Source organism: Burkholderia sp. Ax-1720 (assembly GCF_011753035.1).
GTDB classification, from domain to species: domain Bacteria; phylum Pseudomonadota; class Gammaproteobacteria; order Burkholderiales; family Burkholderiaceae; genus Burkholderia; species Burkholderia gladioli.
The window spans coordinates 1-594 of record NZ_VWWK01000473.1 but is presented as its reverse complement, the minus strand read 5'-3'; the positions used below and the strand labels follow the sequence as shown (position 1 = coordinate 594).

1 protein-coding gene is annotated in these 594 nt (G+C 64.3%); it reads right to left on the bottom strand.

Annotated elements, in window-relative coordinates; all coding sequences use genetic code 11:
- A partial coding sequence (locus tag F3J18_RS37740) for a filamentous hemagglutinin N-terminal domain-containing protein (protein ID WP_240154925.1) occupies positions 1 to 594 on the bottom strand: 594 nt, incomplete at both ends.

Here is a 594-nt window from a genome sequence, read left to right as displayed (position 1 = left end):
CGATCGGCGTCGCGGCAAGCGTGTCGTGATTGACCTGGTTCGTGCCGGCGATCACGTTCAGATTCTTCGCGTAGATCGCCGCATTGGCCTGCACGGCGCGGGAAATGATGTCGACCTGATCGAGATTCGAGGCATTGAGACCCGCCCCGGCAACGGTCACGAAGCCGCGGTTGACGTTGTAGCCAGCCAGCGAGCCGTCGGCTCCGTAGAACGGCATGCCCGTGGTCAGGGTCGCGCGGCTGGTATTGATGAAGCCCGCGCCATCGAGATAGATACCCGAGGGATTCGCCAGGACAAGCTCCGCACGGGCGCCTGCAATCTCCAGCGCGCCGCGGATCTGGGAGGGGTTCGGGCTGTTGACCTGGTTGACGATGATGCGCGCCGCATCGTTCGGCCCGAAGTTCGGGTTGCCGTTGATCCATCCGCCAAGCTGGGTCTGGACCATGGTGGCCGAGTTGTTCAGGATCGCGCCGGCCTTCTGCACGTCGAACTGGTTGTAGGTGTTGACCGACACACCGCTGCCGCCTGGCTTGTTGATATTGACTTGCGGCAGCCCGTTCGGCGTCTGGATCACCGCCGGCGCGCTCGGCCCGG